This is a genomic window from Chitinophaga ginsengisoli (assembly GCF_003014595.1).
GTDB classification, from domain to species: Bacteria; Bacteroidota; Bacteroidia; order Chitinophagales; family Chitinophagaceae; genus Chitinophaga; species Chitinophaga ginsengisoli.
Map to the genome: position 1 here is coordinate 224739 of NZ_PYGK01000009.1, position 20346 is coordinate 245084.

At 47.8% G+C, this 20346-nt stretch carries 16 protein-coding genes; 6 read left to right on the plus strand and 10 right to left on the minus strand.

Going from position 1 to position 20346, the window contains the following annotated elements:
• The first annotated feature begins 3 nt into the window (after positions 1–3).
• Positions 4–2316, plus strand: coding sequence for an FdhF/YdeP family oxidoreductase (locus CLV42_RS21340; protein ID WP_106603964.1), 2313 nt, complete (start codon positions 4–6; stop codon positions 2314–2316).
• Here the strand turns inward: CLV42_RS21340 and CLV42_RS21345 are convergent.
• A complete protein-coding gene (locus CLV42_RS21345; RefSeq protein WP_146154449.1) occupies positions 2302–4377 on the minus strand; it encodes a BamA/TamA family outer membrane protein in 2076 nt (691 codons plus the stop codon). The genes CLV42_RS21340 and CLV42_RS21345 overlap by 15 nt on opposite strands.
• Positions 4378–4455: 78 nt before the next feature.
• Entirely contained in the window at positions 4456–5217 is a 762-nt protein-coding gene (locus CLV42_RS21350; protein WP_170117594.1) for a DUF695 domain-containing protein, read from the minus strand.
• A gap of 144 nt (positions 5218–5361) precedes the next feature.
• Here CLV42_RS21350 and CLV42_RS21355 point away from each other — a divergent pair, with 144 nt between their 5' ends.
• Both CLV42_RS21355 and CLV42_RS21360 read left to right on the plus strand, forming a co-directional pair.
• On the plus strand, positions 5362–7839 hold the full coding sequence (locus tag CLV42_RS21355; RefSeq protein WP_106603967.1) for an outer membrane beta-barrel family protein: 2478 nt from the start codon (positions 5362–5364) through the stop codon (positions 7837–7839).
• Between the two features lie 25 nt (positions 7840–7864).
• A complete protein-coding gene (locus tag CLV42_RS21360; protein WP_106603968.1) occupies positions 7865–8341 on the plus strand; it encodes an acyl-CoA thioesterase in 477 nt (158 codons plus the stop codon).
• 168 nt (positions 8342–8509) lie between these two features.
• Here the strand turns inward: CLV42_RS21360 and CLV42_RS21365 are convergent, their stop codons facing one another.
• The 3 genes from CLV42_RS21365 to CLV42_RS21375 all read right to left on the minus strand — a co-directional run bounded on the left by CLV42_RS21365 (position 8510) and on the right by CLV42_RS21375 (position 11313).
• Complete coding sequence (locus CLV42_RS21365) at positions 8510–10297, minus strand: ABC transporter ATP-binding protein (RefSeq protein WP_106603969.1); 1788 nt, start codon at positions 10295–10297, stop codon at positions 8510–8512.
• Positions 10298–10704: 407 nt separating this feature from the next.
• Complete coding sequence (locus CLV42_RS21370) at positions 10705–10959, minus strand: hypothetical protein (RefSeq protein WP_106603970.1); 255 nt, start codon at positions 10957–10959, stop codon at positions 10705–10707.
• A 102-nt stretch (positions 10960–11061) separates the two neighbouring features.
• Positions 11062–11313 carry a hypothetical protein gene (locus tag CLV42_RS21375; RefSeq protein WP_106603971.1) on the minus strand — a complete coding sequence of 84 codons (252 nt, stop codon included), beginning with the start codon at positions 11311–11313 and terminating at the stop codon, positions 11062–11064.
• Positions 11314–11413: 100 nt separating this feature from the next.
• Here CLV42_RS21375 and CLV42_RS21380 point away from each other — a divergent pair, with 100 nt between their 5' ends.
• The 3 genes from CLV42_RS21380 (at position 11414) to nfi (ending at position 14253) form a co-directional block, all read left to right on the plus strand.
• Positions 11414–12085, plus strand: coding sequence for an MgtC/SapB family protein (locus CLV42_RS21380; protein ID WP_170117595.1), 672 nt, complete (start codon positions 11414–11416; stop codon positions 12083–12085).
• A gap of 13 nt (positions 12086–12098) precedes the next feature.
• Positions 12099–13310 (plus strand): DUF763 domain-containing protein, encoded by a 1212-nt coding sequence (locus tag CLV42_RS21385; RefSeq protein WP_106603973.1) that lies wholly within the window; start codon positions 12099–12101, stop codon positions 13308–13310.
• A 250-nt stretch (positions 13311–13560) separates the two neighbouring features.
• Positions 13561–14253: a deoxyribonuclease V gene (nfi, locus tag CLV42_RS21390; protein ID WP_106603974.1), complete on the plus strand. Its 693-nt coding sequence runs from the start codon at positions 13561–13563 to the stop codon at positions 14251–14253.
• A 9-nt stretch (positions 14254–14262) separates the two neighbouring features.
• Here the strand turns inward: nfi and CLV42_RS21395 are convergent, their stop codons facing one another.
• The 5 genes from CLV42_RS21395 to CLV42_RS21415 all read right to left on the minus strand — a co-directional run bounded on the left by CLV42_RS21395 (position 14263) and on the right by CLV42_RS21415 (position 20307).
• The gene (locus tag CLV42_RS21395) at positions 14263–14892 is read right to left on the minus strand and encodes a class I SAM-dependent methyltransferase (protein WP_106604033.1); all 630 of its coding nucleotides are present in this window, start codon (positions 14890–14892) and stop codon (positions 14263–14265) included.
• A gap of 214 nt (positions 14893–15106) precedes the next feature.
• A complete protein-coding gene (locus CLV42_RS21400) occupies positions 15107–15874 on the minus strand; it encodes a TIGR03915 family putative DNA repair protein (protein WP_106603975.1) in 768 nt (255 codons plus the stop codon).
• A gap of 127 nt (positions 15875–16001) precedes the next feature.
• The gene (locus tag CLV42_RS21405; RefSeq protein ID WP_106604034.1) at positions 16002–17258 is read right to left on the minus strand and encodes a putative DNA modification/repair radical SAM protein; all 1257 of its coding nucleotides are present in this window, start codon (positions 17256–17258) and stop codon (positions 16002–16004) included.
• A gap of 386 nt (positions 17259–17644) precedes the next feature.
• Positions 17645–18559 (minus strand): EamA family transporter, encoded by a 915-nt coding sequence (locus CLV42_RS21410; RefSeq protein WP_106603976.1) that lies wholly within the window; start codon positions 18557–18559, stop codon positions 17645–17647.
• A gap of 56 nt (positions 18560–18615) precedes the next feature.
• Positions 18616–20307, minus strand: coding sequence for a hypothetical protein (locus tag CLV42_RS21415; protein WP_106603977.1), 1692 nt, complete (start codon positions 20305–20307; stop codon positions 18616–18618).
• Positions 20308–20346: the final 39 nt, after the last annotated feature.

Below are 20346 nucleotides of genomic sequence, written 5' to 3' on the forward strand. Positions count from 1 at the left end.
CCAATGAATCAGCATACTACCACAGACCCATCCCAGAACCCGGAACATTTCACCGGACATGTCCGACTGAGCAAGCCTAAAACAATCGCCGCCGGTATTCCTGCTGTGCTATCCAGCGCTAAACATATCCTCCACGAAATGGATGTGATCCGTGGTATGAAGGCCTTGCTGCAGGTGAACCAGAAGCATGGTTTTGACTGTCCGGGTTGTGCCTGGCCCGACCCCGACGACGACCGTTCTGCTATTGCAGAATACTGTGAAAACGGCGCCAAAGCGGTTGCTGAAGAAGCTACCAGTAAAAAGCTGGATGCCAGCTTCTTTGCAAAGAATAGTGTAGCTGACCTGGCCGCCCTCACAGACTATGAAATCGGCAAAAAAGGCCGTGTGGCGCAGCCGGTATACCTGGCTCCCGGTGCTACACATTACCAGCCTATTTCCTGGGACGACGCTTTTCAGAAGATAGCACAACAGCTGAATGCACTGGCCTCACCCGATGAAGCCATCTTTTATACTTCCGGCCGTACCAGCAATGAAGCGGCCTTCCTTTACCAGTTATTCGTCAGGGAATATGGTACCAACAATCTGCCCGATTGTTCCAATATGTGCCATGAATCCAGTGGTGTAGCACTGTCTGATACCCTGGGTATTGGTAAGGGCTCGGTGACCCTGGATGACCTGCATAAAGCAGAGGTCATTATTATTCTTGGACAAAATCCTGGTACCAACCACCCCCGTATGCTCACCGCCCTGCAAAAGGCGAAAGCGAATGGCGCTACTATTATCTCTGTGAACCCGCTTCCGGAAACAGGTCTGCTGAACTTCCTTAATCCGCAGACTGTCAAAGGGATTTTTCATATCAAGGCGCACCTTACAGACCTGTTCCTGCAGGTAAAGATCAACGGGGATATGGCGTTGTTACAGGCTATCGCCCTCCTGTTGCTGGAAGAGGAAGAACGTCATCCGGGCACAGTCTTCGACCATGGTTTCATTAACAGTAATACCAGCGGATATGCTGAGTATATAGAGCATGTCCGGCAGTTACAGCTGGAAACGCTGGCAGATGCCTGTGGTATTTCGCTGGAACAGATCGGCCAGGCTGCATCTATGCTGATGCATAAGAAGAAGATTGTAGCCTGCTGGGCCATGGGGCTTACGCAGCATAAAAATGCGGTGGATACGATCAAGGAAGTGGTGAACCTCTTGCTGCTGAAAGGCAGTATTGGAAAGGAAGGCGCAGGCACCTGTCCTGTACGTGGGCACAGTAATGTGCAGGGTGATCGTACCATGGGTATCTATGAAAAACCTTCTGAAGCATTGCTAAATAAGATCCAGTCGGTATACGGATTCAATCCGCCGCGCAAGCATGGTTATGATACCGTAGACGCTATCCGCGCCATGCGTGATAACAAAGCGGGTGTTTTCTTTGCCATGGGAGGAAATTTCCTTTCCGCTACACCTGATACGGTTGTAACGGCACAGGCGCTGCGCAATTGTGCATTAACCGTACAAGTGTCTACCAAATTGAACCGCAGTCACCTGATACATGGCCGGGAAGCCATTATCCTGCCTACTTTCGGCCGCAGTGATATGGATATGCAGCAGGGGCAAAAGCAGTTCGTTACCTGTGAGAACTCCATGGGTGTGATACAGATGTCCAAAGGGAATCTGCCGCCTGTTTCCCCTCACCTGTTAAGTGAACCTGTGATTGTTTGCAGGCTGGCCATTGCTACCCTTGGAAATCGATCCAAAGTGAACTGGCAGCATTACATGCAGCATTACGACTATATACGTGAGGATATCGAAAAGGTGATCCCAGGTTTCAATAACTATAACACCCGTGTGAGACATCCAGGCGGCTTTTACCTGCCGAATAATGCACGGGAAGGACGTTTCAATACTACTACAGGCAAGGCCAATTTTAATGTCGCCAGGGTAACCGTGCAACAGCTGGCAGCAGATGAGTACATGATGATGACCATCCGTAGCCATGACCAGTTCAATACGACTATCTACGGATTGGATGACCGTTATCGCGGTATCTACCAGGAAAGAAGAGTGATCCTGATGAATAGCCGGGACATACAAGCTGCCGGCCTCAAACCGAATGATGTGGTTGATCTTGTCAATAACTTTGAAGGTGTGGAAAGGATCGTTCATAAATTCCTGGTAGTGGAATACAGCATTCCGGAGAAGTGCACTGCCACTTATTTCCCCGAAGCCAATGCCCTGGTGCCGCTCAATAGTGTGGCCGACAAGAGCAATACACCCACATCCAAACTGGTCGTTATTAAGATCAGGAAATCACTTGAACTGTAAGAAGGCCGGCGCTCTTATGACGAAGATGTTGAAACGGAAGTCTACCGTAGTGGTGGCTTCCCAGAAGACTGATTTCATAGGCTCCGGCGCATTCGGGTAGTAGTTGGCCGACAGCCTCAGGGTATTGAATGACAGGTTTTCATTGCGTATCTTGAAGCCTAGTCCCAGCCCGGTATAAATAGGGTTTTTGAAGATATTATTACTCTGGTAGGTCAGTTGCGATGCCTGGATAGTAGAGAAGAAATTGAATTTAAAACCGAATATCTTCAAAGGACTGTAGTAAGTCGTTTCTGACCTGACGTTTAAACGCTGATAACCACTCAGCGGCACGTTTTTATATCCCCATACGCCCAGGTCCCTGTTGATGTTGAGCGGGCGATAGAAATAGTTGTTAGGATTGCAGATATAGTCCGCGTACAGGAACTGGCGCAGTTTCCCTCCCCCAAACCGGAAGGCCCGGCTATAGTATTCCACTTTGAGGTGGATCACCGCATCTTCCGACATGCCATTCTGATAAAAGGTACTGAGCCCCACTGTTCCTGAAAGGATGCCTTTACCTGGGGTTACCCAGAATTTTTCGGCCTCCAGTCCTACATAAGCCCGGGTACGCCTCTTCCAGGTCTCCCATCCGGCGGTTGCCGACGCGGTATATCCCAGGGGAATATCTTCCGTTCGCCCGAACCCGAAGAAATGACTTGTTTTGAAGAATTCCTGCCTGAAGGTGACGGCCTGCCACAGATAGAACCTGTGATTATTATAAACAGGGTCCAGTTTATAGATCTCCTGGAAGGGCCTTTGCGTGAACATGAGGTTAAAATGGCGGAACAGGAATGCCAGGTTAGGCTTTCGGCTGTCCGGATTACGGTTGTCCTGTTTCAGGAAGTTGAAACCACCCCATACATCCAGGATGTTATACCGATAGTCGCGATACAGGCTATCGGAGCGTTTGAACATGTTAATGGAATAATTGGAGCTGAAATTGAAACCTCCTATCCATTTAGCCTCGCTTTTATACAGTGGCCTGTCAACGGCAAGGTAGTAGGTCCCCTCATAAGTCCCAGAATCCAGTGTATTGATGTTACTCAAAGTGGTATATCCTCCGGAGAAATCTATGAAGGTACCCAGCAGGTTCGTTTTGGTATATCTGGCCTGCGATCCAAGGGGTGGATTGTCGTTTTCTCTCCAGGAGATCCCAACCATAACACCCTGACCAGCACCGAAGAGGTTGTCATTGGAAACGCTGGCCCTTATACCCGTGGTGCTTAAACTGGACAGGTCGAATCCATATTCGAATACGTCTTTGGTCACGACCAGGAGATCGACAGAATCCTCGGACGCCCCGGTATTAATAATATACAGACGGGCATCCTGTATGAAGGGCCGGCTACGGATGTAACGCTCGTTGTCGGACATCTCATAAGGATTGAGCGTGTCGTTCTGCCTGAAAAAAAGCATTTGTCGTATCACCCACTCCTCTGAATTGAAGTGCAGCCGGTTGGCAAGATGTACCAGCTTCATGGATGTCGAGAAGGTCGTATCCTTGATAGTGCTGGGACCAAACACGTTCACCCGGCGGTAGTAGATATCGCGGATCACTTTACCTGCGAATGGTTTGAAATACTGCTCACTTTTGATAATGCTGCTATCTGTACCTGAGGGTTCAGGCACATTCTGCCGGGTTACTTTTCTGATCAGGGAGTCGCGGTACTGTTTACTCCTGAGGGAATCCCGGTAAGCACGTACACGACCCATCCACGAGTTGGAATATTTCTTTGACACCGGAATGGTATCTCCATGCAGGATCACATCTCCGGGTACGACGGTATCGCCGGGAATGGTCGGGACGATCGGTACGCTGTGGACCCTTGGAATGAGCGGAAAGATGGTATCTTCCGGGATGGGCATTGCCGGAATAGAAGGCTTCACCGGCACCACCGTATCACGGCTAATAGGAAAGCGGGGCCGTTCCTTCCGGAAAGAATTGCCGTACGCCTCCAGCATTCCGAAGGCCAGGCAACAGCAGATCAGGACATAAATTGATATTTTGGGCGATTTTCTCACTTGGTCTTAGCAGTAATAAGCAAGCATCTTCTTTACTTAACGTAAAGATTATGTAACAGTTGTAATAAGTTAACTAAATTATTGCGCCACGATAACAGTTTCCCATCCGTCATAACGTGCATTCATTTCCTGGGCAAGTTCCCAGAGCAACATTACAGCTGCATCGATGCTTTCCTCGTCGGTCCGGTCGTTGCGGGAAAGCCTTAATCCATAGGGATGAGGATCTCTTTCATCAACTGGTCGTGCTTCTATGACGAATCCTAACCGCTGCACCTGCTGTCCGTACAGTTCCCGTTCGGTTTCTGCAGAAAAATATATCCAATGGTCTATGAGGCGGGCCCTTTCGGCAATGTCCCCATGTTGTTTCAGCGTACGCAACACTTTGCGGTTCTGGATACGCTGAAATTCCTGTACATCCGGAAACAGGAAGTCGAAGTACAACTCCCATGTTTTATCTTCCTTTACCCCGAAATCATAATGATAATCGGGGAACTGGATCATGGCATCTGCGATGTATTTGTCGTGCAGGAGGGTGCCAGAGGCATAAAAGTAAAAATCTCTTATTCCATTTGACATAGTACGGCCAACAAAATGTGCCTGCAACGTTGTTTCCAGCTGTTGCACCAGACAGTCCTCAATTTCTCCCAGCATGGTGAACTCATCCCCCTGCGGGAAACCGTCTGCACGGGGATTTTTCAGGTATACCGATATGAAGATGGCATACGGCTTTTTACTTAACGGGGCAAAACGCCGCAGGTCCAGGTCCAGGCCTATAATAGCCGGCTTATCTTCGATATGGCAGGTATAGATGTCCCAGTCTGGTTGGTAAGCGTCAGGCATAATGCATTGATTCGAAATGTAACAGTCAGATGTAAAGATAAGGAACCCTCCGCGCCATTCATCCATTAGTGGATCAATCTTTTTTTAAATCAGACTAATTTTACTGCAGTTACAGGCTTAAATATTAGAAAAGTACTTTGGATCATGCAGAAAATTGTCGCTTTATGTTTGGGAATGATGATCTCGTTCCTGTCAATTACTTATGCACAGCAACCGGCGCGTAAGCCTGCCGAGAATGGCTCCCTATACGGAAAACTCGTCGATGCAAAAACCAATTCTCCTATTGAATATGCTTCCGTTGCCCTGCTTCGCACAGCAGATTCCAGTGTGGCAACAGGTATGCTATCAAAACCAAACGGTGACTTCAATTTCCCTGAAGTGGCTTTCGGTAAGTATATCATCAAAGTGAATTTCATTGGATACGAAACCGTTTATAAAACAATTGCACTTACTGCAAAAAATAACAATATAGATGTTGGAAATATCAAATTGAGTCCCAATGTAAGATCACTGGCTGGTGTGGAAGTCGTAGGCGACAAACCCACCTTCCAGATGGCGATTGACAAACGGGTCTTCAATGTTGATAAAAGTCTTGCCAGCGTGGGAGGTACTGCAACCGATGTACTGAAGCAGGTGCCTTCCGTGAACGTGGATATTGACGGGAATGTTACTGTACGTAACGGCTCTCCTACCATCTTCGTGGATGGCCGTCCTACTACACTGACCCTCGATCAGATCCCTGCAGATGCGATTGCTTCTGTGGAAGTGGTGACCAACCCCTCTGCAAAGTATGACGCAGAAGGTGTGAGCGGGATCCTCAATATCGTGCTGAAAAAGAACCGTAAAGCCGGTATCAACGGCCAGATCAGCGGTGGTCTTTCTTCTCTCGGTGGAGGCAATGCCGGTGCGGACCTGAATATTCGCAGGGAAAAATTCAATCTCTCCCTTAGCTATAACCTGAGAAGCCGCCAGGGTAACGCCCGGTCACATCTCTTCCGTAAAAATATCAGCACCGATACCACTACCTATCTCGACCAGTATAATGATGGTGACAATGGTCGCCGTTTCCAGTTTGGCCGGATCGGTTTTGACTGGTTCATGGATAACCGTAACACTTTCACCATCGCCCAGGGGATTATGGCGGGCGATTTTAAAGACAACAGCGGACTGAGACTGTACGACCTGCAGGAAGATCAGCAGCAGGTACGCTATGGTACCGGTATTGATAATAACAACCATAACTTCCGTAACTACAGCACACAGGTAGGTTATAAGCACACCTTTGCCAAGCAGGGACATGAGCTGACTGCCGACTTGAACTATAACTACGCCACTTCGAAAGATAACTCCGATTATTCGTTACAGTATTATAGTATGGGGCACCAGCCGATCGATTCTCCGAATGTGCCGCAGGAGCGTTATGGTCGCGGGAATGGTAACACTACTTACATCACTGGTCAGATCGATTATGTAAATCCGCTGACAGAAACTTCCAAGATAGAGGCCGGTTTACGCAGTACTACCCGCAAGTTCAATAACCTGCTGAATACAAATGGGAAAGACTTCTCTACGGGCGATTTTGTGTTAGACTCTTCGCTGTCTAACAATTACCACTACTCGGAAACGATCAATGCAGCCTACCTGAGCTACTCCGGCACCGTTGGCAACTTCGGTTACCAGGGAGGTCTGCGTGCAGAACAGTCTTTCTATGATGGTGAAATGAAAAGCATCAACAAGAACAGTTATAAAATTGATTATCCTGTCAGCCTGTTTCCCAGCCTGTTCCTCTCCCAGAAGTTCAAGGGAGATCATGAACTGCAGCTGAACTATAGTCGCCGTGTACGCCGTCCCTGGTTCCGCGACCTGTTGCCTAACCTGGAATACACCGCCCAGAGCGCCAATCGCGGTAACCCTGCCCTACGCCCTGAGTTCACGAACTCTTTCGAGTTAAGTTATCTGAAAGACTTCAACAGGAAACATAACGTACTGGTATCCTTGTATTTCCGGAATACAGAAAAGGCGATTACCGATTTCTATACTGATACTACCCTGACCATTAATGGTGTGTCGCAGAAAGTGGTGCTGTCTTACCCGGTGAACGCAGACACCAGGAATGCCTATGGTGCGGAATTTACCGTTCGTAACCAGATCCTCAAAGGTTGGGATATTACGACCAACCTGAACCTGGCACAGACAAAGATAAATGCGAGCAACCTGCAGAATAACCTTAGCAATCAGGGCTTTATCTGGTTCGGTAAGATCAATAGTAATACAAAACTGCCCTGGAATTCTACCCTGCAGATCACTGGTAACTACGAATCCAAACAGATTCTGCCACAGGGAGAAAGAGCAGCACAGTATTCTGCTGATATCGCTGTACGCAAGGAATTCCTGAAGAAAAAGAACCTGGTGGTATCACTCGCCCTGAATGACATTTTTAATACCGACCGTAACCTGACTTATACCACTACGGCCTACTCTGAACAGGAAAGGTATCGTAAACGTGCTACCCGTGAGCTGAGAATAAACGTATCCTACCGTTTTGGTAAAATGGATACGCAGTTGTTCAAGCGGAAGAATAATAAGAAAGAAGATCAGCAGGAAACTAAAGAAGAATATTAATTTAGTTGTCCAAAACCTATTTCCTATGATCGATATAATCGGCAATACTGTCACGCTTCGCTTTCTTGCAGAACCATCGGATGTGAATTTCGGCGGTAAAGTACATGGGGGCGCTGTAATGAAATGGATCGACCAGGCGGGATACGCCTGTGCCGCTAACTGGAGTGGTCAGTATTGTGTCACGGTATATGTGGGCGGTATCCGCTTCTTCAAACCCATCTCTATCGGAGATATGGTAGAGATCAACGCCACTGTTATTTATACAGGCAATACGAGTATGCATATTGCCATCAATGTACAGGCAGGCAATCCAAGGAAGCAGGAAAGGATAAAAACCACCCATTGTGTGATGGTTTTTGCAGCGGTGGATGATCATGGGAAGACGGTGCCGGTCCCTAAATGGACGCCGGAAAGCGCTGCAGGGGTTGAACTGGAGAATTATGCCAAGAAATTAATGGCATTGAGGCAGAACATTGAAGATGAGATGAAACCGTATATGTAATACAGGTGTATAAAACGAATCGCTATCCGGGTTCCCGGCCTCCGGGAACCCGGGGTTGAAAACCCCGGGCTACAAACAAGACGGCACCTACGGAGCCGATCGCCGCGAATGATTGTGTTGGGACGTATTATATGGCGTCAAAACCCGAGGACAATAATTGCATTAACGTCAATGTGAGAATTGCATTTCGCTCAGATTTCTGTACAACCCGCCTTCCACCAATATCAATTCCTGGTGTGTGCCCTCTTCTACCAATCTTCCCTTATCCAACACGATGATCTTATCTGACTGACGTACAGTGCTTAACCTATGTGCGATAACAATAGAAGTGCGTCCTTCCATGAGCTTTTCCAGGGCGTCCTGTACCAGCCTTTCGGACTCTGAATCCAGGGCGGATGTTGCCTCATCGAGTATCAGGATACGCGGGTTTTTCAGTACAGCTCTGGCAATGGCGATCCTTTGCCGCTGACCACCGGATAGTTGTATCCCCCGTTCTCCTACAATCGTGTCCAATCCATCAGGGAATCGTTCTATAAACTCCCAGGCGTTGGCCTTCCGGGCGGCGGCTTCTACTTCGGCCGTTGTTGCGCCGGGTTTACCGTAAGCGATATTCTCCCGGATGGTACCACCAAAGAGGAATACGTCCTGTGGCACAATGGCCATCTGGCTGCGCAGGGCCGATAAGGGGAAGCTGGCCGCGTCTTTTCCGTTGAAGCGGATCATACCTTCCGACGGACTATATAATCGAAGTAAGAGGGAGACGATGGTGCTTTTCCCTGCCCCACTGGGACCTACCAGGGCTATTTGCTGATCAGGTGCGATGTCGAAGGAGATATCTGATAATACTTCCTGGTCGTCTCTGGTAGGATAACGGAAGGAAACGTTGTCGAAGGAGATCTGTCCGCTGAGATGATTTCCCGGGGCAATGGCAGTGATCTCTTCTACCGGTTCCGCCGGTTCATCCAGTATTTCCAGCAGGTGTTCTGTAGCCCCGATACTCTTTTGTATACTGGCGTATACTTCAGCCAGTCCAGCTACTGATCCTCCGATAAAGCTCGAGTATAAGACGAAGGACAATAACATACCAGGATCCATCTTACCGGCAGCGATCAGCAAGGCGCCTCTCCAGATCACGGCGATCATTGCCCCGAACACGCCCAGTATCATGCTGGCGGTAAAGGCGCCACGGAACCGGCCTGTTTTCATACCGGTGGTAGCTACCTCCCGGATCTTCGTGCTGTAACGCTTCATCTCAAAGAATTCATTGGCGAAGGCCTTGACATTCAGGATGCCTTGTAATGTTTCCTCAACGATCGTATTGGCCTCTGCCACCTGCTTTTGCGCCAGTTTGGAATAACGCCTTACAAAGCGTCCGAAGAAATAAGCGATGATCATAATAACTGGCAGTGTGGTCAGCATCAATAGTGTTAACTGTATGGAAGTATGCAGCAGGAGTACCAGTCCGCCGATAATGATGATGATCTGCCGGATGAACTCAGCGACCGTCGTAGTGAAAGTCTCCTGCAGCAACGAAATGTCCGAAGATATCCTGCTGCCCAGCTCACCTACCCGTCTGCTCAGAAAGAAGCGCATAGGCAGTTTGATGAGATGGTTGTAAATATGCTGACGTAAAGATGCCAGTGAACGTTCTGTTACATTGACAAACAGGATGATACGCAGGTAGCCGAAGACGCCCTGCGCTACCAGTATACCCGCCAGCAACAATCCTATCCGGTTTATTTCATGAGGATCGGTTAATACTTTATGTGTATTGGCGGCATCCACCAGTTCTCCCAACAACTTAGGAAAGGCCAGGTTAGCCAGGCTGGAGATAAAAAGAAAGAATAGTCCCAGGCTAAAGGCCGGCCAGTAAGGTTTTACATACTTATATAATCTGAACGTGCGTTTTAATGCCGCTACGTGGAGCGGTTTTTTCTGTTGTGTACTGTCTTCCATCGGCGGATAAGAATTACTAATAATATGGAGGCATGCTCAATACTGCTCACATCTCTCAGAGGTCGTAAGGTTATGACGGGCTGGGAAGGTAAATATTTTATTCCTACTTAAATAAATAAAGAAAGGAGGCGCCTGGCCTCCTTTTCCCTGTTGACGAATAAACAATCACGTTTAAGATTCTATTGCCTTTTAATGTGTTATCGACTTAATTAGCCAATCTGCGTCGATGCGAAAAGAGTTTCCATATCTTACGATCGGCAATATTTACCAGATGATAATCAGAATATTCCGTGATTGCTACTAATATAAAAGCTCCTGTGGGGAGTAGGTTGTTCTATTGATATAACATCCAATGATGCTTTGTTGTTGATCACCTGGCGCTAATTCCCGTCCGGTTAATCCTGCGATCATTGCTGATGCCTGTTCCTGCTGGAATCTCCCGTACCGGTGCCGTATCGGGAAGAGTCTTCCCCTGGATTAATGGCTCCTGGTGGAATTTCGGCTGCAGCTGTATCCGGTGTTACGGATGCTGTATCCTGACCACCAATTGGAGTTGAATCATTGTTATGGTCCCTGTTTCCTCCGCCGCATGACGCCAGGGACAATCCCCCTACGATGAAGAGCCCTGCGAGGAACAATTTACTTTTATGGTTCATTTTCATAAAAATATTTTTACCAGTTAACAAATACGGGTAATTAGATATATATCGTAGAAATTATTTCTACAGATAGTGGAGGCTAATAAACGGTCCATGCCACAATTATTATTTGATCGGCATGGAGTCTGGTCGCTGTGAAGACGTGTCCGTAGCATGGCTCATGGTATCTGCAGCATTGGTATTACCTGATTGAATAACATTCGCGGTGTCTGTTGTATTACCACTTTCCCTTGAGCTGCCGCAGGCAAACAGGAAGATGCTCAGGATAATGGCAAGACACGTCGTAATACCAATTTTGCACAGCGCCAGGCGCACAGTGATTGCATTATTTCCGAGGTCTTTCTTTTGCTTTCTCATGATAGACTATTTAGGTTAAACAATAAAAATTTAGAATTATGAATCCTGCTATTTGTATAAAGAATTATGCCAAGGCTTACATTTGTAGTTGAACATGCGTATGGAACAGTCTATCTTTCAAGTTATTGAAGAGCATCAGTTGCTGAAGGTGTTGGTGGCATTAGCCGTTGGCGGGGCACTGGGGCTCGAAAGGGAATACCGTCACAAAGCGGCTGGTATGCGCACACTGGCGCTGATCTGTATGGGCAGCACACTTTTTACAATGTTTTCCGTAGAACTGGGGTTTCCTTCCAGCCCCGACCGTGTGGCGTCTAACATACTTACAGGAGTAGGCTTCATTGGCGCGGGGGTCATTTTCAAAGGCGACTATACCATCGATGGGATCACGACTGCTGCCACCATCTGGATAGCGGCGGCCCTGGGTATCGGGATAGGCGTGAGCCATTATCTGCTGGTGGGATTCACGCTTGTCATTGTGTTTGCATTGTTGATCGGTCTGAAAGTGCTGGAAGGTAAGATCGGGGAAATCAGGCAAAAACGAATCTACACTGTCGGATACCATATGGATCTATATGGCCCTGATGAAATAGCCGCCATCTTTAAGCGTTTTAACTTACAATATAAGATGCTGCTGCATACAAGGAATGAAGCGTTCATCATTGAAGATAAATATGAAGTGGCCGGAAAGCAGGACGAAATAGCTGCTATCAATACATTCCTGATGTCAGACAAAAACATTCATCATTTTTCCGTACAGACAAACCCACTTTAGGAGGAATAATACTATGTCAGGAGGCCACGCCGATCTGCCCTTACATTATGGTCATGTACCACCCTGGCTCGCGAAGAGAATGAGCCTGTTGGGCGGTGCTATTATTGAAACGATCGCAGCCGATTATGGAAAGGGCGAAGTATTGCGCCGTCTCAGTGATCCCTGCTGGTTTCAGGCGCTGGGCTGTGTATTAGGCATGGACTGGCATTCTTCCGGTATCACGACCAGCGTAATGGGCGCGTTGAAGAAAGCATTGAATCCCAGGGCGCAGGAACTGGGTATTTATATCTGCGGAGGAAAGGGAAAGCATTCTAAAGAGACGCCTGCAGAATTGCTGGCTATTGCGGAGCGTACCGGCTTGCCCGGACAGGAACTTGTACGCTGCAGTAAGCTGGCCGCTAAGGTAGATAACACCGCTGTGCAGGATGGTTTCCAGTTATACTTGCACTCTTTCATTGTATCCAGTGAGGGCGAATGGGCCGTGGTGCAACAAGGTATGAATGATGCCAATGGGATGGCCCGCCGTTATCACTGGCATTCCGCCGTTTTTAAACAGTTTACCGAAACACCACACACTTTCATATACGGCCGTAATCAGGGACTGATCCTCAATCTGACAGACAAAGATGCTTCAGCTACCAAGTCAGGGATGCTTCAGCTGATCACAGAAAAGCCGGCTCACCTCCTGCCGGAGATCCGGAACCTGATCATGCCTTCCCATCACGATGTGCGGGCTAAGGATGTGGATCTTAAAAGGCTGGGGAGTGTGCTGGCTGTGGCACATGAGCGCCAGTTGCATGATTTTGAATCTCTTCTGTTACTGGAAGGTGTTGGTCCCCGTACGCTGCAATCCCTGACACTGGTCAGTGAAGTGATCCACGGCACGCCTTCCCGTTTCACGGACCCTGCCCGCTTTTCTTTTGCCCATGGCGGAAAAGACGGTCATCCTTTCCCTGTTCCGGTGAATGTGTACGACGAAACAATCAGCGTACTAAAGGATGCGGTGAACAAAGCGAAGATCGGGCAGTCTGATAAACAGGAAGCCATCCGCAAATTGTCTGTACTATCGCAACAGGTGGAGAAGGATTTTATTCCCAATGCCAGGCTGGAAGAACTGATCCAGGAGGAAAGGGACAAATCCTGGCAATATGGTGGCCGTACCGTAATGGGTAAAGCCCAGCCCCCTGACAAGAAGAAAGGCGGATCACAATTAAGTCTGTTCTAAAGAAATCCTCCCCCGTTTTAAAAAGAAATCCCGGCTTAATAGCCGGGACCTCTGATAATTTCTCTGTCCTATTTTCTACGCTGGCATTACCCAGTTCAGATATTTAGGGTTTCATCTCAGGCTGCAATTTGTAGCCACCCCTAGGCTAGGATAGAGAAATTGTTCTGATAAATATAGCGCGAAGTTCATGCCAGAATCGCCGTTTTTCCGGAGTAAATTTTGAATCCTGACAGGCACTTAAAAGTCCGGTATGCTTACATTAAATTATGATACACTGACTGTTACAGCAGCAACACAAATACAGAAAGACCTCAGGGACGACATCGTTATACAAGCCAGGAATTTTCCTGTGAATATCATAGCCGGCGCAGATATTTCCTTCAATAAATTCAGCACCACTGTTTATGCGGGTATCATCCTTATACGATTTCCTGAACTGATCCCGATCGGTTATTCGCTGATAAAAAAGGAAGTGCTTTTCCCCTATGTGCCCGGCTATCTGGCATTCCGGGAAGCATCAGCGTTGATGGGTGCCTGGGAGCAGCTACCTCTTAAACCTGACCTTTTAGTGGTGGATGGTCACGGTATCGCACATCCGCGCGGGATGGGTATAGCCGCTCACTTTGGTGTGCTGGCTAAAACACCTGCTGTTGGTTGCGCGAAGAAAGTGCTCTGTGGAAAGTATGAAGAACCTTCTTCTGAGAAAGGAAGTAGTACACCGCTTATCTTTAAGAATGAAGTTGTAGGTGCAGCCCTGCGGGCCAAAAATGCTGTTAAACCTGTATTTGTTTCTCCCGGTTACGGCATGGATGTACCTGGTACTGTGGAAATTATCACACAGTGTGTAGGACGTTACCGACTACCGGAACCTACAAGACTGGCCCATAATATTGTGAACAGATTCCGCCTGGGAGAAGTACCAGAGGGGTATACTGAGGTATAATGCAGGTAATCAGCGCTTACTTTCCTTTTTGCATGTAATTAAAAAGAAAGGGTAATTTTCAGTTACTGTCGTAATCTCAAATAGTCCGGCGGCGTCAAATTCTGTATGGATTGATGCTTCGTCGTAGAAAAACAGTTTTACGCCACCAAACATCTCATAACGATCTTTACTGATAAATGTGCCCTGACCATAAGTATGCGCTTCTTTTGAAATGACTACGAAAACCATGTAACCATTCTCTGTCAACTGATGATAGCAGTCACGGATCAGGTTCGCTCTTTCATCTTCGTCTAATAAGTGAATTAAAGCATAACAAAATATCCCCTCATACCGGCGGTCATCAAATGGCATATCCGTGACAGAGCCATGATATATAGCCATATCCCCGCCGTAATGTTTTTGCGCCATTTCAATAGCCGTTTTTGATATCTCAATCCCGGTCACATTCATGCCGCGGTCTCTGAAAATCTGCGCATTACGTCCGTAACCAATGCCAGGGATGAGGACGTTTTTCACTCCTTTTTCGACAAAGAAATCCCTCGTTAAGATGGCTGACTTTGAAGGTTCGAAACCCCACATTTCCTGCTTTTCGGCGAAAGCAGACTCCCAGAATGCTGGTTTACCGGTTTTATCTTTCATGATAACTGCATTAAAATGCAACGAAGTTACATTATTAGGAAATAGCATCTAGGATACTACCATTCAAAAAAGTGTTTAATACTACTCCTCAGAAGTGGTTGACAAAGAAGCGGCTGTAACTGGCTCATTATCAGATAGTAGAGAAACATCATGGAACTCGTACGGAGTCCTATCGATGGGAATGAACCCCTTATGCCATCCCGGGTGTATCACCTCATCCCCTCATTTCCGTCAAATATTTCCAATACCGTCTCGGCATATGTTGCAACTGCAACCTGGGATTCTTTCTACCCGGAATATTCACCTCCTTGAAATAGGTATGCCATAGCCGCTGGTACAATTCTTCTTCCGGCGCCCAGACGTTGCTCGTGCTATGATAATAGGGATCGTATTCTCCATTGAAGTGTAAGCGTATCGTCTCTACCTGCTGGAGGTTATAATAAATGCCAAACCGGCGGCGCTCATCATAGATCAGCCAATACTGATCCGCATAGCGGTCTTTAAAATGCCGGGCTATCAGTGGCAGCACATTATACTCCGGCGATACGAGTGAATAATAGATATTATCTCTTGTCAGCTGAAAGCGGACAAACGCCTCCATCCTGTGTTTTTCCTTCAGTACTTTGCGTGCCATCTGGGATACATGCAGGACGTATTTATTCCCAAAATCGCCTGTCACATCCTGTTTACTGGCGAAGACATGCCGGATGAATCCCACCATATTGTCCTCTTCTCCAGGCAGTTCTGAAAGGTAACAGCAAAACAGCTGCTGCAGATTTTCTGCTGATAGTTTCTTACTCAATCCAGCCCATACCCTGTCAGCATTCGCCACCACGGTAGGCGTGAATATTACATTCTCAAACAAGCCACGTACGTGGTCCTGTTCCTTTCTGATCATGACATCTGTCCTCTTCTGCCAGTACAGGTCAAATACGGCAGACAGGAAGCCATCAAAACTTCCATCATACAACCACGTAGTCATTGTAGTAACATTTAACCTACCGCCCGCGGACTACCTACCACAGCACAGGTGGCAGTCCGGCAGACGATAGTAATTGAGGATAATCATAGCAATATCGATATGGTATATCAAGTCAAAGTATATCGAGTCAAAATAAGCTTAGTTGAGTAGTATGTACCCTCAGCCACTTACTATGTGACTGTGTCAGCAATTGCTGGCGGATCTGTTCCGGGGTCAGTTCCCTCCTTTCCAGGGATGCAGACTTACAGGTAACGAAATATCTTGCTCTGCTGATCTGCACACCCATTTGCTTTAGCTGGTCCCATCCCAGTGCGCCATGTGTACGGGCGGCACAGATCTTTTTTGCTGACTCAAGCCCGATACCGGGTATTCTGGCTATCAGCATCTTATCGGCTTTATTGATATCAACGGGGAAACAGTCCAGGTGTCGTAGCGCCCAGGAAAGTTTGGGGTCAATATCAGTGTCAAGGTCCGGATGTTTTTCGTTCAGCAGTTCATGGGGTTCAAATCCATACAGTCGCACCAGGTAATCCGCCTGATACAGCCGGTTTTCCCGTAACAGCGGCACTTGGCTATGCATACCGGGTAGCCTTGTGTCATCACTGATGGGCACATATCCTGAATAGTACACCCGCTTCAGCTGGAATTGGCGATAAAACTGGGATGCCATATGCAGGATCTCCATATCTGTTTCGCCGGCAGCTCCTACGATCACCTGGGTGCTTTGTCCGGCGGGTATAAATGTGGGTACCTTCTTCAGCACCTTCCTTTCATCTGCCAGCCGTATGATCTCATTCTGCAGAAAGCGGATTGGCTTGATCATGGCAGGCCGGGTTTTCTCTGGTGCCAGTAGTTTCAAGCCGGCCTCCGTGGGGAGTTCAAGATTGACACTTAGCCGATCGGCATATAGGCCTGCCTCCTGCATGAGCTCATCACTGGCACCGGGAATTGCTTTCAGGTGGATATAACCGTTGAAGTTATTTTCTGTCCGCAGTTTCTTTGCCACTCTCACCAGCCGCTCCATGGTATAGTCAGGGTCTTTGAAGATCCCGGAGCTAAGGAACAATCCTTCGATATAATTCCGGCGGTAGAAATTAATGGTAAGGTCCACTACTTCCTGCACCGTGAAGGCTGCACGTTTGACATCGTTACTCCTCCGGGACACACAATAAGCACAATCGTAAATACAGACATTCGTCAGCAGTATCTTCAGCAGGGATACACAACGACCATCGGGTGTATATGAATGACAGATGCCCATTCCGGGCGCTGCATTACCTAAACCTTTGGTGTCATTCTTCCGGTCGCTGCCACTGGATGCACAGGAAACGTCATATTTCGCTGCATCCGCCAGTATCGCCAATTTCTCCTGTATCCGTTCCATAGCCATCAACTGAGGCTAAATTACTAATATTTTTAGTAAATACTAATTTAATTGGGTGTAATATTTATCTATATTGAAGCAGGCAGGACCTTTCAGGGGGAATTGTTGCAGGTGTTTTGCTGTTATTAACTGTATGTTTTTGAGTGACTTGCGTTCAGTGATGTAAACCTTTTCTGCCGCTTTGAGAAATCTATTATATGGCTTTCATCAAGGTAGCATATGACCAGGATATTCCTCCGTTCTTCTTCCGTTAAAAACGGAGGAATATCCTAATCATATGCAAGTCATATGCTGGTCAGATGGAGATCGGGGCTTTACCGCTTTGAAATCTTTCCGAACTATTGCATTGTGAACAAAGAAAGAGGCTGATAATGAGCGTCCTTACATTATACCTTTCTTTTCCCTAATGTCATCAGCACTACCCCGCCGATGACGATCATGCAGGCGACCAAAGCCTGGGAAGACAGGTTCTCATGGCCGATGGCCCAACCCAGAAAAAGGGCTACGACAGGGTTCACGTAGGCATAGGTCGACAACAAGCGGGGCGGCGCATTGCGGGTCAGCCAGCTGTACGAAGTAAATCCCACCAGAGAGCCGATCAGCACCAGGTAGGTATAGGCCAGCAACGTACGGGTGGAAATATGAGGCAGCGTATCCCAGGCGCCTGGTTCAGTAACAGCGCTTACGAGGAAACAGAATACGGCGCCGACAAGCATCTGGATGGCGGCAGATTGCATCGGTGAAGGCATCGCAAGCCTTTGTACCGACAATGATCCCAACGCCCAGCAGGCACATCCTCCTGCCAGTATCCCGATCGGCCAAAGTGGATAACTCCGCATGGTAGTGGCAGCAAAGGGATTGAACAAGAGGAACAATCCTGCCAGTCCGACGATGATCCCCGTCGCTGTCATTACCGTAGGTCTTTGTTTACTGAAGAAGGCCCAGTCAAACCCGATAAACCATACGGGGATGGCTGCCACGATCAGCGCCACCAGCCCCGAAGGCATATAATGTACCGCCAGCGCCGTACAGGAGTTGCCGATACCGATCAGCATCAGGCCCACAAAGGCGGCAGACAATACCTGTTTCCGGGAAGGCAGTTGTTTTTCACTCGTTCTGCTGATAAGGGCCATCAGGGTACCTGCCACCAGGAAACGGAATGCAGATAGCAAAAATGGAGGTACTATCTCCGTGGCGATCTTCATCCCGAGATAAGTAGATCCCCATATGATATAGACAGCAAATAGAAAGCTCCAGAGCTTCGTGGTATCCGGTTTAGAAGACACAGTTTCAGTTGTCACAGGTTGTTTAGATAAAGATTAGATAAATAACTGCAATGCATTGGATACTAATCCTTTCACTCCTTTACATACACCTCGATCGTCGCATTGGTAGGACGGCGGGGTGCCAGGAATTCATCCACCTTCCGGTAGTGCTTTTGCAGTTCATGTCTCAGTGCAAACGGGAAAAAGTTATTGTTACCCGGTGCATATTCATACAACACCACATCATAGTGATGGTTCTGTATCTTCCGGGCAAAAGCGTACAGCTGTTTATTGAACATGCCGACCCCCAGATGGTACCACAAAGGATAGTCACTCCCGGTCTCCAGCTGATAAGGCAAGGCTTGCGCCAGAGGGGTTAATTCCGTCATATTCAGCAGTTTAAGTGCTTCCTTCTTTTCTTTTACAATAGGAAGCTGCTGCAAACGGGTCATGCCATGCACCGTGGAAGGTGGCATATAGATCTTATGAAAAGCCCAGAGGTCAGAGAAGATCCATTGGTCTGTAGGGACATCAGTCGTGTCCGTATTGATCATGAAATTATTGCGGGACACAACGTTCTCTCCTGTAGCACTGACCTGTGGATTGTAGATCGCATAAGAGGAGCTGTCGCCCTTCGCCGCATTACCCGCTACCACCCGTTCAGGTGGAATGATACGAGACACGATCCTGTCCAGGTATTTCCAGAAGGAACCTGACCACCAGAGCAGCAGCAGTAAGGTGGCGGCACCAAAGGACGGCCAGCGACCCAGGTCCAGTTTCAGTTGCTCCTGTAAACGGCTGGCAATGAAAGCAAAAGCGAAGCTGTGAAAGAAAATATTATTATCCGGAGGCGTATAACTGGTTACCTGGAAAATGGCTGCTTCTACCAATATACCCAGCGTCAGCAGGGTAAACAGCATAGCCGGCCTGTCATTCCAGAAACTGCGCCACTGGCGGAAGGCGGGTACCAGGCATAAAATCACCAGTAAGAAATATAATTTGATCCATTGCGAGAATCCCATAATCTCCGACAGGATATCGTAAAGAGATAATCTCGAATTGTGCGGCGCCTGACCATGATTAAACCAGTAACCGAAACCGTAAGGTAACAAGGGCACGATGATCACCGCCGCCACGATTCCATAAAAGGCCAGGTAAGCCACAAAATCCAGCCACTTCTTTCCCTGTAAGGTATTGTATGCCAGCAGGGCAAGTGAAAGTAGTAAGGCCAGTCCGCCGCCATCCTGTTTGGTAAAAAAAGACAGGAAGGTGAAAAAGGCAGACAGGAAGAGGAATAAAAAACGCAGCTTTCCCTGTGGGCCCATCAGGTAGCGGAACAGGAAGGCCAGCCCGATCAGCTCATACACGATCACCGTCTGGTTATACCAGGGCCAGAAATTGAAGAACGAGTACGACAATACGAACAGTAACACCGAAAGCACCCGGATGGCCAGCTGTACGTTCAGGCTTCTCAGGATGGAACGGAAAGACAGCCCCGCCAGTATGTTCATGAAAACCTGGGCTTTCACAAGCGATATCAGCTGCGGACCGAATAACTTAAAGAACAATGCGGGCATGAGCCAGAAGCCATAGCCCAGTGGCAGACCGAAATCTTTGTAAGGCACCTGTCCCTGGGAAATTCTGTAGGCGCCTTCCCAGGAAAGAAAAATGTTTACCCTGTAGGGGAACGTTACAAACAAAGGGACCAGCGCAAAACCAATGATGATCAGCAATTCTGCGATAAACGCACCTTTACGGCTGAACGGAGCATGAGTTGACGGCATAAACGGGGATAATAAATTGATGAAAACGAGTATAAATGT